At 70.4% G+C, this 15,050-nt stretch carries 16 protein-coding genes; 13 read left to right on the top strand and 3 right to left on the bottom strand.

The window, feature by feature from the left end; genetic code table 11:
- Window positions 1-43 precede the first annotated feature (43 nt).
- The gene (locus BBK82_RS20425; RefSeq protein WP_065916433.1) at window positions 44-2,164 is read right to left on the bottom strand and encodes an ATP-binding protein; all 2,121 of its coding nucleotides are present in this window, start codon (window positions 2,162-2,164) and stop codon (window positions 44-46) included.
- Window positions 2,165-2,250: 86 nt separating this feature from the next.
- Here BBK82_RS20425 and BBK82_RS20420 point away from each other — a divergent pair, with 86 nt between their 5' ends.
- Genes BBK82_RS20420 through BBK82_RS20410 form a run of 3 tightly spaced genes read left to right on the top strand, consistent with a single transcriptional unit; the run spans window position 2,251 to window position 4,605 of the window.
- Window positions 2,251-3,372 carry a glycosyltransferase gene (locus BBK82_RS20420; RefSeq protein ID WP_065916432.1) on the top strand — a complete coding sequence of 374 codons (1,122 nt, stop codon included), beginning with the start codon at window positions 2,251-2,253 and terminating at the stop codon, window positions 3,370-3,372.
- The gene (locus BBK82_RS20415; RefSeq protein ID WP_065916431.1) at window positions 3,369-3,980 is read left to right on the top strand and encodes a TetR/AcrR family transcriptional regulator; all 612 of its coding nucleotides are present in this window, start codon (window positions 3,369-3,371) and stop codon (window positions 3,978-3,980) included. Before BBK82_RS20420 ends, BBK82_RS20415 begins: the two co-directional genes overlap by 4 nt.
- A complete protein-coding gene (locus tag BBK82_RS20410) occupies window positions 3,973-4,605 on the top strand; it encodes a DsbA family protein (RefSeq protein WP_237048285.1) in 633 nt (210 codons plus the stop codon). Before BBK82_RS20415 ends, BBK82_RS20410 begins: the two co-directional genes overlap by 8 nt.
- A 4-nt stretch (window positions 4,606-4,609) precedes the next feature.
- Here BBK82_RS20410 and BBK82_RS20405 read toward each other — a convergent pair whose 3' ends face one another.
- Entirely contained in the window at window positions 4,610-5,524 is a 915-nt protein-coding gene (locus BBK82_RS20405) for a diguanylate cyclase (protein ID WP_065916430.1), read from the bottom strand.
- Between the two features lie 230 nt (window positions 5,525-5,754).
- Here BBK82_RS20405 and BBK82_RS20400 point away from each other — a divergent pair, with 230 nt between their 5' ends.
- From BBK82_RS20400 to BBK82_RS20385, 4 genes are read left to right on the top strand one after another with little or no spacing between them, the layout of a single operon-like run.
- Window positions 5,755-6,462: a hypothetical protein gene (locus BBK82_RS20400; RefSeq protein WP_065916429.1), complete on the top strand. Its 708-nt coding sequence runs from the start codon at window positions 5,755-5,757 to the stop codon at window positions 6,460-6,462.
- Between the two features lie 53 nt (window positions 6,463-6,515).
- Entirely contained in the window at window positions 6,516-7,073 is a 558-nt protein-coding gene (locus BBK82_RS20395; protein WP_154697396.1) for a hypothetical protein, read from the top strand.
- Window positions 7,060-8,268 (top strand): MAB_1171c family putative transporter, encoded by a 1,209-nt coding sequence (locus BBK82_RS20390; RefSeq protein WP_065916427.1) that lies wholly within the window; start codon window positions 7,060-7,062, stop codon window positions 8,266-8,268. The genes BBK82_RS20395 and BBK82_RS20390 overlap by 14 nt, the downstream gene beginning before the upstream one ends.
- Window positions 8,269-9,642, top strand: a complete 1,374-nt coding sequence (locus BBK82_RS20385; protein ID WP_065916426.1) for an FAD-dependent oxidoreductase — start codon at window positions 8,269-8,271, stop codon at window positions 9,640-9,642.
- Here the strand turns inward: BBK82_RS20385 and BBK82_RS20380 are convergent.
- Entirely contained in the window at window positions 9,626-10,117 is a 492-nt protein-coding gene (locus BBK82_RS20380; RefSeq protein WP_065916425.1) for a VOC family protein, read from the bottom strand. The two genes, BBK82_RS20385 and BBK82_RS20380, sit on opposite strands and share 17 nt — an antisense overlap.
- A 61-nt stretch (window positions 10,118-10,178) precedes the next feature.
- Here BBK82_RS20380 and BBK82_RS20375 point away from each other — a divergent pair, with 61 nt between their 5' ends.
- The 6 genes from BBK82_RS20375 to BBK82_RS20350 all read left to right on the top strand — a co-directional run bounded on the left by BBK82_RS20375 (window position 10,179) and on the right by BBK82_RS20350 (window position 14,976).
- Window positions 10,179-11,153: a helix-turn-helix transcriptional regulator gene (locus BBK82_RS20375; protein ID WP_065916424.1), complete on the top strand. Its 975-nt coding sequence runs from the start codon at window positions 10,179-10,181 to the stop codon at window positions 11,151-11,153.
- A gap of 118 nt (window positions 11,154-11,271) precedes the next feature.
- The gene (locus tag BBK82_RS20370) at window positions 11,272-12,027 is read left to right on the top strand and encodes a toll/interleukin-1 receptor domain-containing protein (RefSeq protein WP_065916423.1); all 756 of its coding nucleotides are present in this window, start codon (window positions 11,272-11,274) and stop codon (window positions 12,025-12,027) included.
- Between the two features lie 79 nt (window positions 12,028-12,106).
- A complete protein-coding gene (locus tag BBK82_RS20365) occupies window positions 12,107-12,910 on the top strand; it encodes an SAM-dependent methyltransferase (protein WP_065916422.1) in 804 nt (267 codons plus the stop codon).
- 17 nt (window positions 12,911-12,927) lie between these two features.
- Window positions 12,928-13,350, top strand: coding sequence for a very short patch repair endonuclease (locus tag BBK82_RS20360; RefSeq protein ID WP_065916421.1), 423 nt, complete (start codon window positions 12,928-12,930; stop codon window positions 13,348-13,350).
- A gap of 175 nt (window positions 13,351-13,525) precedes the next feature.
- The gene (locus BBK82_RS20355) at window positions 13,526-14,029 is read left to right on the top strand and encodes a SigE family RNA polymerase sigma factor (RefSeq protein ID WP_065916420.1); all 504 of its coding nucleotides are present in this window, start codon (window positions 13,526-13,528) and stop codon (window positions 14,027-14,029) included.
- On the top strand, window positions 14,026-14,976 hold the full coding sequence (locus tag BBK82_RS20350) for an LCP family protein (RefSeq protein ID WP_065916419.1): 951 nt from the start codon (window positions 14,026-14,028) through the stop codon (window positions 14,974-14,976). The genes BBK82_RS20355 and BBK82_RS20350 overlap by 4 nt, the downstream gene beginning before the upstream one ends.
- The last annotated feature ends 74 nt before the right edge of the window (window positions 14,977-15,050 follow it).

Genomic DNA, 15,050 nt, shown 5'->3' with positions numbered 1-15,050 from the left:
GTGGTGGGCGATCGCGGACGTGCTGCTGACTGCTGCCGCGCCGTCAGCGGAGGTCGCCCTCGCGGTCGCCGGGCTCCTGCTGGGCAGGTACGTCGGCTGCTCGCTCGTCCTCGTCCCGATCGAGAGCGGTGAGCCGGTCCCTGACCCGGTCGGCGCTCGGGTCGAACGATTCGCCGTAGCAAGCCAGCGCGGCACGGAAGTGGTCGCGGGCGCCGCCCAGGTCGCCCTGCCGTTCGGCGATCTCGCCCAGCAGCTCGAACGCATCGGCCACGTGCAGCGGTGAGCCGGCGTCCCGGACGTCCGCGAGCACGCCGTCCGCCAGCGCGAGCGACTCGTCGCACCGGCCGGCGCGCAGCAGCGCGCGGGAGAGGAACATCCGCGCCCGCGCCTTGTCCACCACGTTGTCCAGCAACGCTTCGGACTCCCGCAGCTCGGTGACGGCCTCGTCCAGGCGGCCCAGCTCGATCAGCACCTCGCCCACGCGCCGCCGGGCGAGCCCGATGCCGCGGACACGTCCGTGCCTGGTCTCCACGTCGACGCCCTCGCGGAAGTACCGCAGCGCGACCTCGAACCGGCCCTGGAGCCGGTGGACGTGTCCGAGCTGCACCAGCGCGGTCGCCCGGCTGCCGAGGTCGTGGTCACCCGCGAGCTCCAGCACGACCCGCACCTGTTCCTCGACCTCGTCGAGCCTGCCGAGGTTCCGCAGCGCGACGGCGAGCTGGACGCGCAACCTGGCCTCGGCGGTCTGTTCGCCGCACGCCTGCGCCGCGGCGACCGCGAGCTGGTGGGTGAACAGCCAGTCCGAGTAGTGGTGCCGGCGTTGGAACAGGGCGAACATCGCCTCGGCCAGCTGCCAGACCAGCTCCGGCCAGCCGTGGCTCTCGGCCGCGCGCAACGACTGCACGAGGTTGTCGCGCTCGTGGTCGAGCCAGTCGAGCGCCTCGGCACGTGATCCGAACGCGTCCGGGTCTGCGGACTTGAACCGCAGCCCCACCCGCGGGCGGCCCGGGATCGCGGCGGAGTCGGCGACGACCGCCCGGTCCAGGTAGAACTCCACGGCCCGCCGCACCGCCTCCTCGACGTCGGCGTCGTCCTGCTCCCGCGCGTGCAGGCGCAGGAGGTCGTGGAACCGGAAGCGGTCGTCACCGACCTCGCTGAGGAGGTTCTTCTCGACGAGGTCGTCCAGGTCGTCCTCGACCTCTCCGACGTCCTCGGCGAGCATCGCCGCGGCGACCTCGACGCCGAAGCTCGGCCCGGGATGCCACGAGGTCAGGCGGTAGAGCCTGGCCTGTCGCGGCGGCAGGTCCACGTAGGAGAGGTCGAGCACCGCGCTCACGGAGGCGGAGCCGCCGAGGTCCAGGTTGGCCAGCCGGCGGTTCTCGGTTCTCAGCTCGTCGACCTCCCTGGCGAGGGTGCGGCGCGGCCGGCGGGACAGCCGGGCACCGATGACCCCGAGCGCGATCGGCATCCCGCCGCACAGCCGCGCCAGCTCCCTCGCGGCGGAGGCCTCGACCGCGAGCCGGTGCTCGCCCAGCACCCGCTCCAGCAGCTCGACCGACGCCTGCACACCCATCGGGTCCACCTCGATGAACCGCGCGCCGTCCATGCCGAGCGGGCTCAGCCGCCACCGGCTCGTCACCACGACCACGCAGCTCGCCGACGCGGGCAGCAGGGGACGCACCTGTCCGGCGCTGGCGGCGTTGTCGAGCAGGACCGAGAACGAGCGACCGGCGGTCAGCGAGCGGAACAACGCCTGCCGCTGCGGCAGACCGGGCGGCACCACCTCGACGCCCAGCGCGCCGAGGAACCACTCCAGCACCTCGTCCGGCTGGGCGGCTTCGGCGTGCGCACCGAGGTCGACGTACAGCTGTCCGTCCGGGAACTGCTCGCGCGTGTCGTGCAGCCACCGCAGTGCCAGCGAGGTCTTGCCGACACCACCGGGTCCGCTGACGACCACGAGCAGCTGGTCGCCCTCGTGCTCCCGCCACCGGTCGAGCGCGGTCAGCTCGTCGTCCCGGCTGACGAACAGCCGCGGCGCCGGCGGGAGCTGCCGGGGCACCGGGTTTCCCGGTGGGCCGGAATGGAAGTGGACGCTGCCGATCGACGCCGCCTGCACGACGTTGCCGCTGACCTGCCCGGACACGGAGTTCTCGAATTCGGCCACCCGGCATCACCCCAACGCCCCACGCTACGACGTGGAAAAGATCCACGGCACCCGTCTCAATTCGTTAGAGGGGTACTCTTTTCAATATGCGAATCCTCTTCTCCAGCGTCCCCCAGCACGGCCACCTGCTGCCCCTCTTCCCCCTCGCCCGCGCGTTCGCCGGCCGCGGGCACGACGTCGCGGTGCTCACCGCGGAGGGCATGCGGCCGGTGGTCGAGCAGCAGGGTTTGCGGCTGTTGCCGGCCGGGCCGATGCCGGAGGCGCTCTTCGCCGAGATCGCGCGCAGGATCGGGGCGGACCCGGCGCACGACCCGCGGCCGGACACGGTGGCGGAGTTCTTCGCCGGGACGCGGGTCGACCTGTCGGCGGACGAGGCGCTGGAGGTGACCAAGGGGTTCGCGCCGGAGCTGGTGGTCGTCGAGGCGTGTGACTACGTCGGGCCGTTGGTCGCCGCGGCGGCGGGGGTGCCGGTGGCAACGTTGATGTTCGGGCCGCCGATGCCACCGCCGTTCACGGAGGCGATGGACGCGATGGCGCAGGGGCGGCACGAGCAGCGGGGGCTGGCGCCGGCGGATCGCCGGTGGGTGCTGGACACGTGGCCCTCGTCGATGACGGCGCAGGGGTGGCGCAAGCCGCAGGGGTGGTCGCCGTTGCGGCCGGAGGCGTTCCGGGTGCCGGGAGAGGCGTCGGAGAAGCTGCCGGTGCCGGGCAGGCCGCGGGTGCTGGTGACGTTCGGGACGTACTTCGGGGAGCCGGCGAAGCTCAGCCCGTTGCTGCGCGGGTTGTCCGAAGAGGACGCGGATGTCGTTGTGACGCTGGGACTGTCGACGAACCCGGAGGAGTTCGCCGTGGACGGTGAGCGGGTCACGTTCGTCGGGTTCACGCCGTTGGAGGACCTGCTGGACGGGGTGGACGTCGTGGTCACGCACGGCGGGGCGGGCACGACGTCGGCGGCGCTGCAGAAGGGGGTGCCGCTGGTGGTGTTGCCGCAGGGCGCCGACCAGTTCTTCCAGGCGGAGCGGGTGGCCGCGGCGGGTGCCGGGGTGGCGCTCCTGCCGCCGGCGCAGACCCCGGAGGCGCTGGTGGACGCGGTGCGCGGCGTGCTGGCGGACGCGGGCATCAAGCAGAATGTCACGACGATCGCCGCGGAGATCGCGGCGATGCCCTCTGCCGACGAGGTGGCAGCGATGCTGGAAGAAGGTCGATGACGAGGTCGTACCACTCGCCGCGCCGGGCGCGGGATGCCGCCGACACCCGGCGGGACATCCTGCGCGCGGCGACGGAGTTGTTCTCCGCCAACGGGTACGCCCGCGTGACGGTGGCCGACATCGCCAAACGGGCCGGTGTCGCGCCGCAGACGGTGTACTCCAGTGCGGGCGGCAAGTCCGACGTGCTGCAGCAGATCGTCGCCGAGTCGGTCGCGGAGAGCGACTCGGCGGCCACGCTCGCCGCCATCCGGGAGACGAGCAGCGTGGCCGAGGCGATGACGTTGCTCGCGCGGGGCACCCGGATGGGCAACGAGGGCGGGCAGCAGGTCGTCGAGGTGCTCCACGCGGCGATACCGGTGCACGAGGACGGTGCGCGGCTGTGGGAGCAGAGCACCGGGCCGTACCGGCAGGCGTTGACCGAGGTCGCGGAACACCTGCGCGACAAGGGTCTGCTCGGCACGGACGTCGAGAGGACCGCGGACGTGCTGTGGTTCTGCTTCGGGTTCGGCGCCTGGCGGACGCTGGTCAGGGAGTGCGGCTGGAGCTGGGACGAGGCCGAGGCGTGGCTCGCCCGACAGGCGATCGACATGATCGGCGGGAATGTCTGAGCCCGGCGTGCGCTTGTACCCGGTCGTGAAGCTCGTCTACGTCTTCGACGCCTACTGCGGCTGGTCGCACGCCTTCTCCGGCACCCTGCGCGCCGTCACCGAACGCCACCCCGACCTGCCCGTCGAAGTCGTCTCCGGTGGCCTGTTCACCGGGTCGCGCCGCGTGCCGATCAGGGAGTTCGGGTTCATCAAGGACGCCAACGTGCAGGTCACCGCGCGCACCGGCGCCCGGTTCGGCGAGGCGTTCAACGAGCTGCTCGACGAGGGCGAGTTCGTGATGGACTCCGAGGCCGCCGCGCGAGGCGTCGCCGCGTTGCGCGAGGCGGCCCCCGGCCGCGCGGCCGAGCTGGCGATCGCCGTGCAGCAGGCGTTCTTCCACGACGGGCAGAGCCTGAACGACCCCGAGACCTACCGCCGGATCGCGACCGGCTTCGGCCTTGACGCCGACGCGGTGGTCGCGGCCTTCCACAGCGCGCAGCCCGAAGTGGACTTCGCGACCGCGGCACGCTTCGGCGTCAACGGCTTCCCGACGCTGATCGCCGTCAAGGACGACAAGGCGTACGCGCTCGCCCGCGGTCATGCCTCCGCGGACGAGGTCGAGCAGCGGCTGGCGTCCCTGAGCTGAGACCTCAGTGCACTAGGTGGCGGCTGCTCCACGCCGACACGACCGGAAGCACGTCGGTCATCCACTCGCGCGCGGCGGCGGTCAGCTCGTACCGCGAGGCCCGGCGGACGACGAACCCGTTGTCCTGCAGACATTCCAACGTCCGGTGCACGTTCGGTCCCGCCGCCGCGACCAGCTCCTCGAAGGCCTTCGGCCCGTCCGCCAACGCCACGAGCACGTGCGGCACCAGGTCGCTGCTCATCAGGTCCTGCAACGCCAGCAGGTGGCTCAACGACGCCGCGTCGGCCCGCCGTTCCGCGAACGCGCTCGGGTCGTACACCTGCACGCAGGCCCGGCCGCCGCGCTTGGCCCGTTGCAACGCGGCATCAGCCTCGCGGACCAGGTCGATCAACGTGTCGTCAGGCTCCGGCACGTGCGCGGACACGCCGATCGACGCCGTCTGGCCGCGCAGCGTGAGGCCGTAACCGTCGTTCGTGGTCACGTCGGTGTGCAACGCCTTGACACCGCGCAGGATCCGCTCCGCCACCACGGCGGCCTCACCCGGTGTGGTGCGCGGCAGCAGCACGAGGAACTCGTCGCCGCCGTACCGGCACACGAGGTCGGCCGAGCGGGTGTGCGTCGTCAGCACGTCGGCGACGTCGCTCAGCACCACGTCTCCGGCCGGGTGGCCGTAGTCGTCGTTGATCTTCTTGAACCGGTCGAGGTCGATCATCAGCAGCGCGACCTGTTCCCAGCGGCGTTGTGCCCTGCGGTACAGCGCCGGCGCCTGGTCGTCCCAGCCCCAGCGGCCAAGCAGGCCGGTGAGGCGGTCGGTCGCCCACGCCCCGACCGGTTGCGCGCAGGAACCACACCGGGTGGGAGCGCTTTCGTCGTGCAGGCGAAGGGAACGGGCAGCACCTTCGTTCACAGTCAGCCCCATGCGCGCCGTCGTCATCAGTCCCCCCAGACGTCAGCTCTGACCGGCCTCAGCTGCCACGTTCAACTGAGGTGACGTCGTTCGGATCAAACGCGACACAGCAGTGGAAGCGGCGGACTGTGATCATAGGGCTACACACAGGTGGATTCAACCCTTGTGATGCCATATGCTCTCTTGGTTCCACAACAGTGGAATGATCGCTGGCCAAAGGGTCGCTCCAGCGGAGGTGTGGCGTGAGGCCGTTCGCCGAGGTCCTCAACGAGCTGTGCAACAACCCGCCGAACCACCCGGCCAAGATGACCAACGTAGCGCTCGCGGCGGCGGTCAAGGAACGTGGTGGGGACATCGGGCACGGCTACATCTCGCAGCTGCGGCTGGGGGTCAAGGACAACCCGACCTGCCAGGCCGTGGTCGACCTCGCCGGCGCGCTCTGCGTGCACCCCGCGGTGTTCCTGGGCGGACGCAGCAAGCTCTACCCCAACGAGCGTCCCGGCTGGCGCGCGACCGCGTTGACCACGCTCTTCGAGGCCGTGCACCCGCCGGACCGCGGGCCGTGGTCACCGGAGGAGGTCGCGGCCTCGATCAGCAACGCGGGCCACTACGGCAGCATCTCCGCGAGCTACATCCGCGAGCTGCTCAGCCACGCCAGCGCGAACCCGCGGCTCAAGCACATCCTCGGCCTGGCCGACCACTTCGGCGCCGACCCCGCGTACTTCTTCGACGACGACGTCGCGGCGAAGGTCGACTCGGAGCTGACGGACTTCCTGGCGTTGCGCGAGCTGGGTGTGGTCGAGTTCGTCACCCGGCTGGCCGAACGGACGGGCGAACTCTCCCCGCAGGCCAGAGCCGCTGCGGTAGAAGGGTTCCGGCAGGCCCTCGAGGTCGGTGAGGGCTGGACGTTCCCCATGAAGGGCCGCCGCACCCCGCCTGAGGACGCGTGAAGTTCGCGACCTGGACCGCAGTTGCCGATGCCGAGGACGAGAGGAGGCGCCGGGTGAACCGCAGGAAGCTGCGCAGGCTCGTCGACGAGGTCACCCGCGACCTCGACCTGCCGCCTGACGCGACGCACCGCGACGCGAGCCGCCGGGTCTGCGAGCTCATGGGCGAACGGCTGGGGCGCCCCGTCGAGGTGCGCTTCGCCGCGATCACCGGCGCGACCTGCCTGAGCGGCGCCACGGCGTTGCTGGAGAACGGCACGTACCTCGTGATCTGCGCCGACTCGCCGTCGTGGTACCACCGGCTGCACGTGCTGCTGCACGAGTTCGCGCACGCGTTGCTGCAGCACGAACCCGTGACGCTGACCAAGAGCGAGGGCATGCGCAAGCTCGCCCCGAACCTGCTGCCGCGGATGGCGCAGATCATCGCCGGGCGCACCACGCTCACCGAGGACGAGGAGCGCGAGGCCGAGAACCTCGCCGACCACCTGCTGGAACGCCTGACCGAGCACCACGTGTGGGTGGACACGGAGGCGACCGACACGGCACCGCACGTGCGGCGGATCGCCGAGTCCCTCGAAGGAAGATCTCGCTGGGTGCGCCGTGGCGATCTTTGACCTGATCTACCTGTCCTGCGGTCTGATCGGTCTCGGGCTGCTCGCGTACAAGATCCGGGCGCTGCACTCGAACTGGGGCAGCCCGCGGGTCGTCGCGCTGATCTCGACGGTGTTCTTCTCCGCGTTCGCCGTGTTCTTCGCCGCGCCCGCGAACATCACCTGGATCAACTGGGTGACCGGCGTGCCGAACTTCGCCGCACTGCTGGTCTACGCGCTCGTGGTGGGTTTCGCGGGCTCGTCGTTCGCGCTGGTGCTGTACTGGCGCTACCCGCCGGTCCAGGCGTGGCACCGGGTCCGGCTGATCCTGATCAGCTACGGCTCGGTCATCGCGGCGATGGTCGTGCTGTTCTTCAAGTCCGAGGTCGGGGACGAGCGGCAGATCGACTTCGACACGTTCTACGCCACCCAGCCGACGGTGGCGGTGTTCCTGTTCATCTACCTGGTGTCGACGGTGGTCGGCTGCGGTGGCCAGGCGTACCACTGCTGGCAGGGTGCGCGCGACGAGGCGATCTCAGCGCGGCCGTGGCTGGCGCGCGGGCTGCTCTGGTACTGCTTCGCCGGGCTGTTCCCGGTGGCGTTCGCGGTCATCAAGCTGTTCGTGCTGCTGATGGACTGGGCGGGTGAGCGCAGCTTCGACGTGCTGAGCCTGACCGCGCCGCTGATGGCGTCGCTGAGCATCATCCCGCTGGTGATCGCGATGGCGCTGCCGGTGTTCGGGCCGCGCCGCCCGTCGCCGCGGCTGTGGCTGCGCCGGTGGCGGACGTACTTCCTGCTGCGGCCGCTGCACCGGTCGCTGGCGCACGTGAACCCGCACATCGTGCTGATCGCGCCGGGCAAGTTCCTCAACCCGCACCACCGGGTGCGCAGGCAGATCATCGAGCTGAACGACTGGCGCTGGGCGTTGACGCCGTACTACGACCTCTCCGTCGGCGAGTCGGCCGCCTCCCTGGCCCGCCAGGCGGCGCTGCCCAAGGACGAGCTGACCGCCGTGGTCGAGGCGGCTCAGCTGCGCGCCGCGGGCACGACCGAGGCGCGCCGCCGGCCACCTCAGCGCCGACCGGCCGCCGAGATCGTCGACGGCACGGACCTCGCGACCGAACACGAACGATGGGTGCGCATCTCCCGCGCGTTCAACTCGCCCATCGTCGACGCCGTCGTGGCCGTCCGCGGGCACGCAGCAAGGGGAACTGACTAGATGGCACCGACACACGCCGTTGTCCTCGGCGGAGGCCTGGCCGGCATGCTCGCCGCGACCGTCCTCATCAGACACTTCGACGAGGTCACCGTCGTCGAGCGGGACAAGCTGCCCGACGGCCCGGAGCCGCGCACCGGCGTTCCGCAGGCCCGGCACGCGCACCTGCTGATGTCCGGCGGCGCGCGGGCGATCGAGGAGCTGCTGCCGGGCACGCTGGACGAGCTCTTCGCCGCCGGCGCCCACCGCGTCGGGGTGCCGAACGCGCTGGTGTCGCTGAGCGCGCAGGGCTGGGTGCCGCGGTTCCCCGAGATGCAGTACATCGTCTCGTGCAGCCGCAGCCTGCTCGACTGGGTCGTGCGCAGCCGGGCGTTGCGCGACAACAAGATCTCGGTGCTGACCGGCACGGAGCCGGTGTCGTTGCTCGGCGACCAGCAGGCCGTCACCGGTGTGCTCGTCGAGGACCGCATCTCCGGCGAGCAGATCTCGCTGGAGGCGAACCTCGTCCTCGACGCCACCGGCCGCGCCTCGAAGCTCACGAGGTGGCTGGCGGACTTCGGCCTGCCCGAGGTGCCGCAGGAGACGGTCGACTCCGGCCTCGCCTACGCCACCCGCGTCTTCCGCGCCCCCGCCCCGGCCGCGACGAACTTCCCGATCGTCAACGTCCAGGCCAACCCCCGCGACCCGCACCCCGGCTGCACCGCCACCCTGCTGCCGATCGAGGGCGGCCGCTGGCTCGTCACCCTCTCCGGCACCCGCGGCGGCGAACCGACCACCGACGAGTCGCAGTTCGTCTCGTTCGCCCGCTCGGTCCGCAACCCGGTCGTCGCCGAACTGATCGCCGACGCCGAGCCGCTGACCCCGGTCTACGGCGCCCACGGCACCGCGAACCGCCGCCTGTACTACGAACGCCTGAAGACCTGGCCCACCGGCCTGCTCGCACTCGGCGACTCGGTGGCCACCTACAACCCGGTCTACGGCCACGGCATGTCGATCGCGGCCCAGAGCGCACTGGCGCTGGACGCCGCACTCCGCGCGGGTTCCGGAGCCCAGCAGATCCAGCGCGACATCGCGAAGGTGGTCGACGGCGCCTGGTCCATGGCCACCAACCAGGACATCCTGTACCCGGACGCCATCGGCAAACCGCTGCCGCTGGCGGGCCGCGTCCTGCAGCGCTACGTCGACCGCCTGGTCCGCACCGCGACCACCGAGTCCTTGGTGACCCGCGCGTTCATCGACGCCTTCACCCTCTCCGGCCCGATGACGAAGCTGTTGAGCCCCAAGGTCTTCCTGGCCACGCTGCGCGGCCCGCGCAGCGCACCCCCGGCCCCGACCCTCACCACCGACGAACGGTCCCGCGTCACCGGCTCGGTGTGAACTCCGCGCTCTGCACGTACTCCATGCCCTCGATGAACGCCGGGTCCGCCATCCTGGCGTTCATCTCCTCCTCCGTCGGCTCCGCCACCCGCTGGTGCACCCACCACAGGTTCCCGAACGGGTCGGCGAACCTGCTCACCCGGTCACCCCAGAACAACTCGGTCGGCCGGGTGACCACGGTGCCTCCGTTCTCCACGGCCCTTTTCAGGACCTCCTGGTCGTCGGCCACGTAGAGCCTGAGGAACGCCGGTGTCGCCGGCCAGTCCGGGTTGTCCGGCCTGTCCGGCCTGTCGAACAACATGACCACGGAGTCACCGATCCGCACCTCCGCGTGCCCGATCGCCCCCGCCTCCCCCACGCGTCCGAGTTCCGTCGCGTCGAACACCACCTTGATGAACTCGATCAGATCGGCCGTGTGTCCCCGCGTGATCATCCACGGCGTAACAGTGTGATAGCCCTCCGGCACAACGTTCATGCCACGACCGTATGCACGATGTAGGTCTACTCCGGTCCTAGTTCTGCATTAGTTTCGGCTCATGAGCGACGCCGCCCGCCTCCTCCGCCTGCTCTCCCTGCTCCAAACCCCACGCGAATGGCCGGGCAGCGAACTCGCCACCCGCCTGAACGTCACCCCGCGCACCGTCCGCCGCGACATCGACCGCCTCCGCGACCTCGGCTACCCCGTCGAAGCCACCCTGGGCGTGTTGGGCGGCTACCGCCTGGTCGCCGGCAAGGCCATGCCCCCACTCCTGCTCGACGACGAAGAGGCCGTCGCCATCACCCTCGGCCTGCACACCGCCGCCCGCCAACCGGTCTCCGGCATCGCCGACGCCTCCCTCCGCGCCCTCGCCAAACTCCAGCAGGTCCTCCCTCCCCGCCTGTCGCGCCGCGTGTCGACCCTGACCTCTTCCACCTCTGCCTCTGCCGCCTCGACCGCATCTCTGGTCGACCCCGCGCAGCTGACCGTGGTCGCCGCTGCCACCCATGCGTATGAGCGCCTGCGTTTCTCGTACGTGTCCAACGAGGGCGTTGTCTCTCGACGGCACGTCGAACCGACCCGGTTGGTCGCTCTGGACCGGCGCTGGTACCTGCTGGCCCATGACCTGGACCGGGAGGACTGGCGCATCTTCCGTCTGGACCGCGTCTCTTCGGCGTTGGCGACCGGTGCCCGTTTCGCACCGCGCGAGGCTCCCGGCGGCGATGCGGTCGCGTACGTGACGCAGAAGATGTACGACTCCGCACCGACCTACCGCGCCCACGCGACGCTGCGGCTGCCGGTGGAGGTGGCGCGGGCTCGACTCGCTGACTTCGCCGGTGACCTCACGGCTTTGAACGCGGCGTCCTGCCGGTGGGAGAGCGGCGAGGACACCGTCGAGTACCTGGCGTTCCGGTTGACCCTGCTGGCCTGCGACTTCACGGTGCACGGCCCCGAACCGCTCGTAGACCACCTGCGCACGGTGGCCATGCGCATCTCTCACTCGATAGACGCCGGTTCATGGACAGAAACATGACAAACGATCTGAAACCCACCCAGCTCGTTAACCTGCGACCCACGGCAACTGCCCACACCCCCGCAGCCCCCGTACCCCCGTAGCCCCACCACGGCACAGCGGAAGAACGGTGACTCCCGTGCCCCTGGACATCAGCCCGAAGGTCTTCCTCTCATTCGCCGCCAAAGACCGCCCCCAAGCCGACTCCCTGCAGTCCGACCTGGATTCCCGCAACGTCACCACGTTCCTGAACGAGCTGACCGACACCCCGGTCGACCCCGCCATCGCCTCCTCCGACTACTACGTCCTGCTGTGGTCCTCCCACACGCCCTCGCGTGAGTGGGCCACCCCGCACTGGACCGCGGACTTCGCCGCGGAGCTGACCCGCCGCCGCGCGTTCCTGTTCATCGTGCGGCTGGACGAGGAGCCGCTGCCGTTGCTGGCTCCGCGCAAGCACTTCGACCACGTGGACGCGGCCGAGCGGCTCGTCACCACGTGGCGGGCGGACCGGAAGTCGGCGCTGCCGGTGTTCCCGCAGCCGCGACCTCCCGTGCCGGACGGGCCCACGGTCGCGGTGCCGGTGCGCAGCCACGACCTCGGGATCACGCACGTGGTGATGGCGCCGCTGCACCTGACCGGCGAGTCCCTCCACGGAGCGGTTCACCACGCACTTCAGCTGCCGGAGCAGCAGGTCGGGTTCGACGGCTCCATCAGCATGCGCTTCTCCTACCAGCTGTTGCACCAGGGCAAGCCGATCGAACGCGATGAGTCCACTGTGGACCTGACGGCGGTCGACCTCGGCATCAAGGTCGAGTGGCTTGGCCCGGAGGACGCGCTGGACGTCGACCAGCAACGGCTGCTGCTGATCGCCGCCTTCCGCCACCTGCTCCCGTGAAGGCCCGCACCCCGCGGCCGCCGTTTTCACCCGATCCGGGCCGACGCACGCGTGCGCACAACCCGGTAGGTTGATCCGCATGGCCGAGCCGTTCTCGTGGGTGCCCGCAGGAATCAACACGGACGTGCCCAGCGCGGCACGCGTCTACGACTTCCTGCTGGGAGGTGGCCACAACTTCGCCTCCGACCGCGTGGTGGGCGAGAAGGTGCTCGGCGTGCTGCGCGACGGCCGCGCCATCGCGTCGTCGAACCGCTCGTTCATGCGCCGCGCCGTGCTCCTGATGATGCAGCGGGGCATCACCCAGTTCCTCGACCTCGGCTCCGGCATCCCCACCGTCGGCAACGTGCACGAGATCGTGCAGCAGGAGAACCCCGACGCCCGCGTGGTCTACGTCGACCACGACGAGGTCGCCGTCTCGCACAGCCAGCTCATCCTCGAGGACAACCCGAACGCGGGCGTCGTCCAGGCCGACATGTGCAGCCCCCAGGACGTGCTCTCGGACCCGGTCGTCAAGGACCTGATCGACCTCTCCCAGCCCGTCGGCCTGCTCATGGTCGCCGTGCTGCACTTCGTCTCCGACGAGAAGGGCCCGGCCGACGTCGTCGCCCGCTACCGCGACGCCGTGCCCGCCGGCAGCCTCGTCGCGTTGTCCCACCTCACCGCCGACTTCAAGCCGCACGAGATGGGCGCGGTCGTCGACGCCATGAAGCACAGCCGCGACCCCATGTACTTCCGCTCGCACGCCGAGTTCCTCACCATGTTCGAGGGCATGGAGGTCCTCGATCCGGGCGTCGTCGCGGCACCGCACTGGCACCCCGAGCTCGGCCCGGCAGGAGAGGGCGGTCCCGAGGACGTCTACGTGGGAGTCGCCCGCAAGGCCTGACCCCGCCGTCGGCAAGAATGCCTGTCGTGGAGCCGCTCGAGACCGCACCGGGCGTGCGGGCCCGGATGAGCAAGCAGAAGTCCCGCGACACGCAGATCGAGGTCGAGCTGCGCAGGGCACTGTTCGCCGCCGGCCTGCGCTACCGGGTCCACCGCAGGCCGGTGAAGGGCGTGCGGCGGGAGGCCGACATCGTCTTCATCTCGGCGAAGGTCGCGGTGTTCGTCGACGGCTGCTTCTGGCACGGCTGTCCCGAGCACGCGACCTGGCCCAAGAACAACGCCGAGTTCTGGCGGACGAAGATCGAGACCAACCGCCGGCGCGACCTGGACACCGACGAGAAGCTCGCCGACGCCGGCTGGCTGGCCGTGCGGGTGTGGGAGCACGAAAGCGCTGCCGACGCGGCCGCCCGCGTGCACGAGGTCGTGCTGAGCAGGCGGTGACTTCCGTTCTCGCCCGCAAGGCCTGGCGGAACCTCCACGCCTGCGCCGCGGAACCGTTGCAGGACCAGATGTTCAGCCGGGTTCCGGAAGTGGTCGACGAATCGGGACAGCGCGTGCAGCAGATCGGGGTGCCCAGGGGGTTTCCAGTGGCACGACCGAGTTCAGAGGAGACGACGTGGGGGACGGTTTCGACCAGTTCGTCGCCGATCGGATAGATCGGTTGCTGGCGTATGCGACGGCGGTGACCTGCGACAAGCACCTGGCGCAGGACATCGTGCAGGACGTGCTGCTGCGCGCGGCGCGCAAGTGGGACCGCATCGGCGCGATGGACGCGCCGTATCTCTACGTCAAGCGCATGGTGACCAACGAGTACCTGTCGTGGCGCAGGCTCAAGGCGTCCAAGACCATCGCGTTGGAACGCGCCGAGCTCGCCCAGCGCACACCGCCCGTGGCCGACCCGGCAGACGCGCACGCCGAACGCGACGCCATGCGCGCGCGGATCGCTGTACTGCCGCGCAAGCAACGCGCGGCACTAGTACTCCGCTATTACGAGGACTGCACCGACGCGCAGATCGCACAAGTGCTCGGCTGTACAGAGTCGACCGTGCGCAGCCAACTCTCTCGCGCACTCCAGACATTGCGCACCAACGAACTGACCCGTGTGGGGGTGTCCCAGTGACCGACCAGGAACAGCTCATCCGCCAAGCCATCGCCTACGAGGCCGCCGAGGCCGTGGACTCCCGCGTGGTGCTGGCCTCGGTGCGCAAGGAACAACGCAAGCCCGGCGGAAGGGTCTTCGGCGTCATCGGGCTGACCGTGGCAGCGGCCGCCGCGGCGGTGATCGTGCCGGTCGCGGTCAACCGCACGACGGCGGAGCCCGCGAACCTCCAGGACCGCCCGCAGTACGTCCTGCTGACCCTCACCCAGGCACAAGACGGGTCGACGGGCCAGCCGAGGGTGGCCCTCCTGACGCGAGTCGAGGTGGACGGTGCCGTCTCCGCGGTCGAGATACCGCCCTTCTTCCTCCAACGCCCGCGCATCGCCCAGGTGATCGAGCCGCCGTACGACTTCGACTTCGTGGAGGAGAACACCGGCGTGCGGCCGGACCACTACGTCGACGTCAACTGGGACGGACTCGGCCGGCTCGCCGAGGTCGTGGGCGGCATCGAGGTGTGCGTCAAACAGCCGGACGAGAAGGTGCAGTACCTGACCCCCACCACCACCCTCCTGCCGCCAGGGCGGCACACCATCACCGGCGAGCAGGTCATGAAGTTCGCCACGACGGGGGTCGTCGTCAAGGACGCCGCGCCCTACCACGCACGCTTCCGCGCACTCCTCACCGGTTTCGCGGCCAAGTTGACCAGGGCGAACGCGACCGCACTCGTCAAGGAGGCCACCAGGTCGGTCACGGTCGACGAGGGCTTCGACCTGGTCACGTTCGCCCGCCGGTTCAAGGGCGCCGTGCCGGTCCGCACGACACAGATCCCGTTCGCCCGGCCGACGTGGTCGAACGGCAGCCACAACATCCGTGAGGTGCGCACGTTCATCACGCAGTTCTTCTCAGGCGAATCGCCGGCCGACGCGCACGCCGCTCCCGAACCTGGGGACGACGGGTGCGTGTACTGATGTTCGTTCACACCGATGGAGCATCAAGTCGCCCGTCCGCGACACCGATGAACAGCATGTAGCCCGCCCGTCGG

The sequence above is a fragment of the Lentzea guizhouensis genome (assembly GCF_001701025.1).
Taxonomy (GTDB): Bacteria; Actinomycetota; Actinomycetes; order Mycobacteriales; family Pseudonocardiaceae; genus Lentzea; species Lentzea guizhouensis.
The sequence above is the reverse complement of the archived record's forward strand: the minus strand, read 5'-3'. Positions and strand labels throughout refer to the sequence as shown.